The 5,943-nt window shown below is 71.8% G+C and carries 6 protein-coding genes and 1 pseudogene; 3 read left to right on the plus strand and 4 right to left on the minus strand.

What is annotated here, in order from left to right; genetic code table 11:
• Positions 1–187: pseudogene (locus ACFQ4O_RS14335) on the minus strand (hypothetical protein); the annotation flags it as partial.
• 176 nt (positions 188–363) lie between these two features.
• On the opposite strand from ACFQ4O_RS14335, the gene ACFQ4O_RS14340 reads away from it, so the two are divergent.
• From ACFQ4O_RS14340 to ACFQ4O_RS14350, 3 genes are all read left to right on the plus strand, one after another.
• Positions 364–1,560 carry an acyl-CoA dehydrogenase gene (locus ACFQ4O_RS14340; protein ID WP_378776500.1) on the plus strand — a complete coding sequence of 399 codons (1,197 nt, stop codon included), beginning with the start codon at positions 364–366 and terminating at the stop codon, positions 1,558–1,560.
• A gap of 76 nt (positions 1,561–1,636) precedes the next feature.
• Positions 1,637–3,163, plus strand: coding sequence for an L-piperidine-6-carboxylate dehydrogenase (gene amaB, locus ACFQ4O_RS14345; protein ID WP_378776502.1), 1,527 nt, complete (start codon positions 1,637–1,639; stop codon positions 3,161–3,163).
• Positions 3,164–3,245: 82 nt separating this feature from the next.
• Positions 3,246–4,031, plus strand: a complete 786-nt coding sequence (locus tag ACFQ4O_RS14350; RefSeq protein ID WP_378776504.1) for a DUF6030 family protein — start codon at positions 3,246–3,248, stop codon at positions 4,029–4,031.
• Positions 4,032–4,102: 71 nt separating this feature from the next.
• Here ACFQ4O_RS14350 and ACFQ4O_RS14355 read toward each other — a convergent pair whose 3' ends face one another.
• From ACFQ4O_RS14355 to flgA, 3 genes are all read right to left on the minus strand, one after another.
• Entirely contained in the window at positions 4,103–4,450 is a 348-nt protein-coding gene (locus ACFQ4O_RS14355) for a hypothetical protein (protein ID WP_378776506.1), read from the minus strand.
• A 363-nt stretch (positions 4,451–4,813) separates the two neighbouring features.
• Entirely contained in the window at positions 4,814–5,566 is a 753-nt protein-coding gene (gene flgH, locus ACFQ4O_RS14360; protein ID WP_378776508.1) for a flagellar basal body L-ring protein FlgH, read from the minus strand.
• An 18-nt stretch (positions 5,567–5,584) separates the two neighbouring features.
• On the minus strand, positions 5,585–5,943 hold a 359-nt coding region (gene flgA / locus ACFQ4O_RS14365), incomplete at its 5' end, for a flagellar basal body P-ring formation chaperone FlgA (protein ID WP_378776510.1).

Here is a 5,943-nt window from a genome sequence, read left to right on the forward strand (position 1 = left end):
AGGTCGCGACCGCCGCGCGGGGCAGCGGCGCGGTCGTCTTGCCGACCACGGCCGCGAAGCCCGCCCGCTCCGAGGGCAGGGCCAGCACGCGCCGGGCGTAGGCGAGCTCCACCCGGTCGACCCCGGTCGCGACCGGATGGGCGGCGCGGGTGAGAAGGCGGGTGACGTCGAGCACGGTGCGGGACATGGGCGGCTGACGGGCGTCCGGGAACGGGTGTGGTCGACAGGGGCGGGGCGCGTCTTCGGGGTAGCATGGGGCCTGCGCGGCCGGAAGCGCGGCGGCGGAGGTCGTCGCGGCGCGCCGGCGCGTCATATGCTGGCGTGCCCGCGCACTGGACCGCTGCGCTTGAAGGACGTTTCCCCATGACCAACGCCGACGGCCGCGCCGCCCTTGACTGGGCCGATCCGTTCGATCTCGAGTCCGAACTGACGGAGGAGGAGCGGCTCGTGCGCGACACGGCGCGGTCGTACGCGCAGGAGCGGCTGGCCCCGAGGGTGCGCGACGCCTATCGCGACGAGCGTTTCGACCGGGCGATCATGACCGAGATGGGCGCGCTTGGCCTGCTGGGGCCGACGCTGCCCGAGGCCTATGGCGGCGCGGGCGTCGGCTATGTGGCCTACGGGCTGGTCGCGCGCGAGATCGAGCGGGTGGATTCCGGCTACCGCTCCGCAATGAGCGTGCAGTCCTCGCTGGTGATGCATCCGATCTGGGCCTATGGCGACGAGGAGCAGCGCCGGACGTGGCTGCCGAGGCTGGCGCGGGGCGAGGCGGTCGGCTGCTTCGGCCTGACCGAGCCGGACGCCGGCTCCGACCCGGCCGCCCTGCGCACGCGGGCGGAGCGCACGGCGACCGGGTGGCGGCTGACCGGGGCCAAGACCTGGATCACCAACGCGCCGATCGCGGACCTGTTCGTGGTCTGGGCCAAGAGCGAGGCCCACGGCGGCGCCATCCGGGGGTTTCTGCTGGAGAAGGGCCTGCCCGGCCTCAGCGCGCCGAAGATCGAGGGCAAGCTGTCGCTGCGCGCCTCGCTCACCGGCGAGATCGTGATGGACGGGGTGGAGGCGCCCGAGAGCGCGCTGCTGCCGAACGTCTCGGGGCTGAAGGGCCCGTTCGGCTGCCTCAACCGCGCCCGCTACGGCATCGCCTGGGGCGCGATGGGGGCGGCGGAGTTCTGCTGGCATGCGGCGCGGGCCTACACGCTGGACCGGGAGCAGTTCGGCCGCCCGCTGGCGCAGACCCAGCTCGTCCAGAAAAAGCTCGCCGACATGCAGACCGAGATCGCGCTCGGGCTCCATCTGGCGCTGCGCGCGGGGCGGCTGTTCGACGAGGGCCGGCTCGCGCCCGAGGCCATCTCGCTCATCAAGCGCAACAACTGCGGCAAGGCGCTCGACATCGCCCGCATGGCCCGCGACATGCACGGCGGCAACGGCGTCTCGGACGAGTATCACGTGATGCGCGTCAGCCAGAACCTTGAGGCGGTGAACACCTACGAGGGCGCGCACGACGTGCACGCGCTGATCCTCGGCCGCGCGCAGACCGGGCTGCAGGCGTTCTTCTGACCGCGGACGTCGCACGTTCCATCGCCCGCCATGGCCGGGTAGGACAGGGTTTCGCCGCCATCAGGGACGCCGCGCCATGATCTCCGTCGCCGCCGAAACCACCGATCTGCTCGTGAGCCTCGGCGTCGCGCCGGCCCGCCTGACCGGCGGCGATCTCGCGGCGCGCTCGCCGATCACCGGCGAGGTGACGGCGCGGCTCGCGCGCTACGACGCGGCGGCCGTCGCCAGCGCCACCAAGCGCGCCGTCGCGGCGTTTCTCGTCTGGCGCTCGGTCCCGGCGCCCCGCCGGGGCGAGCTGGTGCGCCTGTTCGGCGAAGAGCTTCGGGCGAACAAGGCGCCGCTTGGGCGGCTGGTGACGCTGGAGGCCGGCAAGATCCTGTCCGAGGGCCTCGGCGAGGTTCAGGAGATGATCGACATCTGCGACTTTGCGGTCGGCCTCTCCCGACAGCTCTACGGGCTCACCATCGCCACCGAGCGGCCCGACCACCGCATGATGGAGAACTGGAAGCCGCTCGGCCCCGTGGGCGTCATCTCCGCCTTCAACTTCCCCGTGGCGGTCTGGGCCTGGAACGCGGCGCTGGCGCTGGTCTGCGGCGATCCGGTGGTGTGGAAACCCTCGGAGAAGACGCCGCTGACGGCGCTCGCGGTCCAGAGCCTGTTCGAGCGGGCGGTCGCGGCCTTCCGGGCGCAGGGCCACGCGGCGCCGGACGGCCTGTCGGCCGTGCTGATCGGCGGCCGGGAGCTTGGCGAGGCGCTGACGGACGACCCCCGTCTGCCGCTCGTCTCCGCCACCGGCTCCACCGCCATGGGGCGGGAGGTGGGCCCCCGGCTCGCCCGCCGCTTCGCCCGCGCCCTGCTGGAGCTCGGCGGCAACAACGCCGCGATCGTGCGCGCCTCCGCCGATCTCGATCTCAGCCTGCGGGGCGTGGCCTTCGCCGCCATGGGCACGGCCGGCCAGCGCTGCACCACCCTGCGGCGCCTGTTCGTGCAGGAGGCGGTCTACGACCCGTTCCTCGACCGCCTGAAGCGGGCCTACGCCTCGGTCGCCGTGGGCGATCCGCGACAGGAGGGCGTGCTGGTCGGGCCGCTGATCGACCGCGCGGCCTATGACGCCATGACGCGGGCGCTGGACGAGGCCCGCGCCATGGGCGCCCGCGTCACCGGCGGCGAGCGCGTGGAGGCCGGCGGCCCGGACGCTTATTACGTACGACCCGCTCTGGTGGAGATCGACGCCCATGCGGGGCCGGTGCTGACCGAGACCTTCGCGCCCATTCTCTACGTGCTGCGCCACGAGCGGCTGGAGGACGCCATCGCGCTCCAGAACGCGGCGGCGCAAGGGCTGTCGTCGTCGATCTTCACCAACGACCTGCGCGAGGCGGAGCTGTTCCTGTCCGAGCGCGGCTCGGATTGCGGGATCGCCAATGTGAACATCGGCCCGTCGGGGGCGGAGATCGGCGGCGCTTTCGGCGGCGAGAAGGAGACCGGCGGCGGGCGCGAGGCCGGCTCGGACTCCTGGCGCGCCTATATGCGGCGGGCCACCAACACGGTGAATTACGGCGCGGCGCTGCCGCTGGCGCAAGGGGTGCGCTTCGAGGTGGAATGAGCGCGCCCTTGCGGCGGGGCGCCGCCCTCGTCTATCGCAGAGGACGCGGGCCGATCCGCGGCCGGGCCGGGACGCTCCGCCCATGAACCAGAGCCGCCTCACCCTCATCGCCGTCGGCGGCTCCGTCGCGGCCTTCGCGCTCGCGGTCGTTCTGGCGCTCGGGACGCGCACCTACGCGCCCGATCCGGAGGAGCCCGAGACGGGAGCGTCCGCCGCCGCTGCGCCGTCCGGGAGCGATCCCGCCCCGCACGTCCCGCCTGCGCCCGATCCCCTCGCGGACCTGCTGCCGGAGACGGTGGATCTGCTGACCTCGGCCTATGTGGACGCGCCCGCGCGCTTCATCCTGACGCCGTGGGTCACGCCCAAGCTGTTCTGCGACAGCCTCAAGGGTCTCGGGCTCACCGGCGCCACGCTGCACGAGAGCCCGAAATCGGGCGGGGGCTGGACCTGCGTCACCGATCTGGTGAAGCCGGTCCCGGGGCCGGACGAGACCATGTCCAGCCTGTTCGTCTCGGCGCGGGGGCTGGAGGGACGCCGGCTGGACGTGGTGCGGCTGAAGCTCAACCTGTTGGAGCCGAAGGGCGAACGGCGGGTGCGGCGCGCGGCTCTCGACGTCGCCCGCGCGCTGTTCGACCAGTTTCGCTGGCGGCGGTCCGAGGCGGCGCTGACCGCGATCCACGAGCTGCGCGACGTGCGGTTCCGGGAGCGGGGCGTGACCTTCGAGCTTAAGCGCGAGTTCGGCGCGGTCCCGCGCTACAACATGATCGTCACCTTCGAGCGGTGGTTGCCGCCGGGGCCGACCGACCGCTTCGCCCCGAACCGCCGCCCCCTGACGGCGCCGGCGCGGGACATCGACGCGATCGAGTGACGGCGCCGACGAGAAAGGCCCGCCCGAACGCGCCGGGCGGACCTCGTCAGTCCTGAAAGCGGATCGGCCGATCAGCCGAACAGCAGATCGGTCGTGTCGTTCAGCAGCCCGCCGACGTTGCCGAGATTGTGGTTGTCGAGATTGCCGCCGGTGATGTCGTCGACGAGCTCCTCCACGAGCAGGTCGCCTTCGTGATCGCCGCCCTCCAGGGTGTTCTCAAGCGCCGCGGTCACCGCGTGCAGCCCGTCGTTCTGAAGCCCGTCCAGCAGTTGCTCCACCACGAAGTCGCCGCCATGCACCGAGCCTGTGAGCAGGAATTCGGTGACGCCGTGAACGACGCCGCCGCGTCCGCCCTCCTCGCCGAGCAGGTTGTTGAGCAGGCCGTCGTCGTCGTTCAGGAGGAAGTCAAAAGCAGGCATGGGAAACTCCAATGGTCGGTGTGGTCGGTTCACGTCCTTATCCAAGAGGGCGCGCACAGGCGCCGCTCGATCGAGGAGGATGTAGTCGATCGATTAAATGGATATGGAGGGCAAAGGTAAAACTCTAAGTTGTCTAACGATAACATATGCGACTTTTGGTGTGGTCTTCTCGGGGGGGGGGGGGGGGCTGGCCGTCTCCAGCCCCGAAACGCCGAGCGGCCGCCGGGGGGAGCCGGCGGCCGCGGGTGGTCCGTCCTTCGGGCGCGCGGCGGGTGGACGCTGCGCGTTTTCGGGCGGACACGCGAAGACGGATCCGGCGGGCCCTGCCTTAGCCGTCGTCGCGATCTCGGGAAAAACGAAGCCTCAGAACGGCAGCAGCACGTCCATCACCTGCTGGCCGTAGCGGGGCTGCTGCACGTCGGTGAGCTGGCCGCGGCCGCCATAGGCGATGCGGGCCTGGGCGATCTTCTCGCTCGCGATGGTGTTGTCGCTGTCGATGTCCTCGGTGCGGACGATGCCGGCGACGATCAGCTCGCGGATCTCGAAATTGACGCGGATCTCCTGCTTGCCCTCGATCACGAGCGCGCCGTTGGGCAGGATCTGCGTCACCACGGCGGCGACGTTGGTGGTCAGCGTCTCCTTGCGGTCCACCGTGCCTTCGCCCTCGGTGGAGGTGACGGAGCCGGTGCGGACCGCGTTCTCGGGGTCGACGCCGCCGGGCAGCACCTTCTTCAGGTAGCCCTCGAAGCCGAGCACATGGTTCAGGCTGGCGGACTCGGTGGAGGTGCGCTCGCGCTTGGTCTTGTTCTCGAACTCCGCCTTGTCGGTGATGTCGACGCGGACGGTGAGCAGGTCGCCCACCTGCCGGGCGCGCGGATCCTTGAAGAAGCCGCGGGCGCCGGACCGCCACAGCGAGTTCGGCTGGTAGGACACCGGCACCGCCTCCGGCATCGGCATCTGCACCGGCTTGTAGCCGGCCTGGGTGGTGGGGTTCTCGATCGCCGACAGCGAGGGCGGCTTGCCGATGTTCGACAGCCGGTCGGCGGCGCCGCAGCCGGCGAGCGTCAACGCGGCGCAGGCGAGGCCGGCGAGGCGGAGGGCGTGGGACGCGGTCATGGGGAACGCTCCTCGAGATCAGCGGCGCGCGACGGCGGTGGGGGCGGCGGAGACGGTCACTTCGGACGGCCCCGTCACCACGCCGGTCACCGTGCGCTTGGACTGGATGTTCTGGACGGCGACGAGGTCGCCCTGCGCGCCGGACTGGAGCGCCTTGGCCTTGAGCGACAGCGACATGCCGCCAAGCCCGTAGACCAGCGTGACGAAGCCGCCCCGCTCCACATGCTGCGGGCGGATCAGATCGGGCGCGCGCAGCGCCTGGCCCTCGCGCATCGGGCGGCGCAGCGCCATGCCCCTGGCGGCGGCGAGGTCGACGCCCTCGCCCGCTTGCGCCTTCGCGCGGCGCTCCAGCGTCAGGTCGGCCTCGCGCAGCACGT

This window comes from Methylopila musalis, assembly GCF_042679725.1.
Classification (GTDB): Bacteria; Pseudomonadota; Alphaproteobacteria; order Rhizobiales; family Methylopilaceae; genus Methylopila; species Methylopila musalis.

Bases quoted from the DNA above. Each gene is read 5' to 3' on its own strand.
- ACFQ4O_RS14340 (WP_378776500.1), top strand. From the start codon at position 364: ATGACCAACGCCGACGGCCGCGCCGCCCTTGACTGGGCCGATCCGTTC.
- amaB (WP_378776502.1), top strand. From the start codon at position 1,637: ATGATCTCCGTCGCCGCCGAAACCACCGATCTGCTCGTGAGCCTCGGC.
- ACFQ4O_RS14350 (WP_378776504.1), top strand. From the start codon at position 3,246: ATGAACCAGAGCCGCCTCACCCTCATCGCCGTCGGCGGCTCCGTCGCG.
- ACFQ4O_RS14355 (WP_378776506.1), bottom strand. From the start codon at position 4,450: ATGCCTGCTTTTGACTTCCTCCTGAACGACGACGACGGCCTGCTCAAC.
- flgH (WP_378776508.1), bottom strand. From the start codon at position 5,566: ATGACCGCGTCCCACGCCCTCCGCCTCGCCGGCCTCGCCTGCGCCGCG.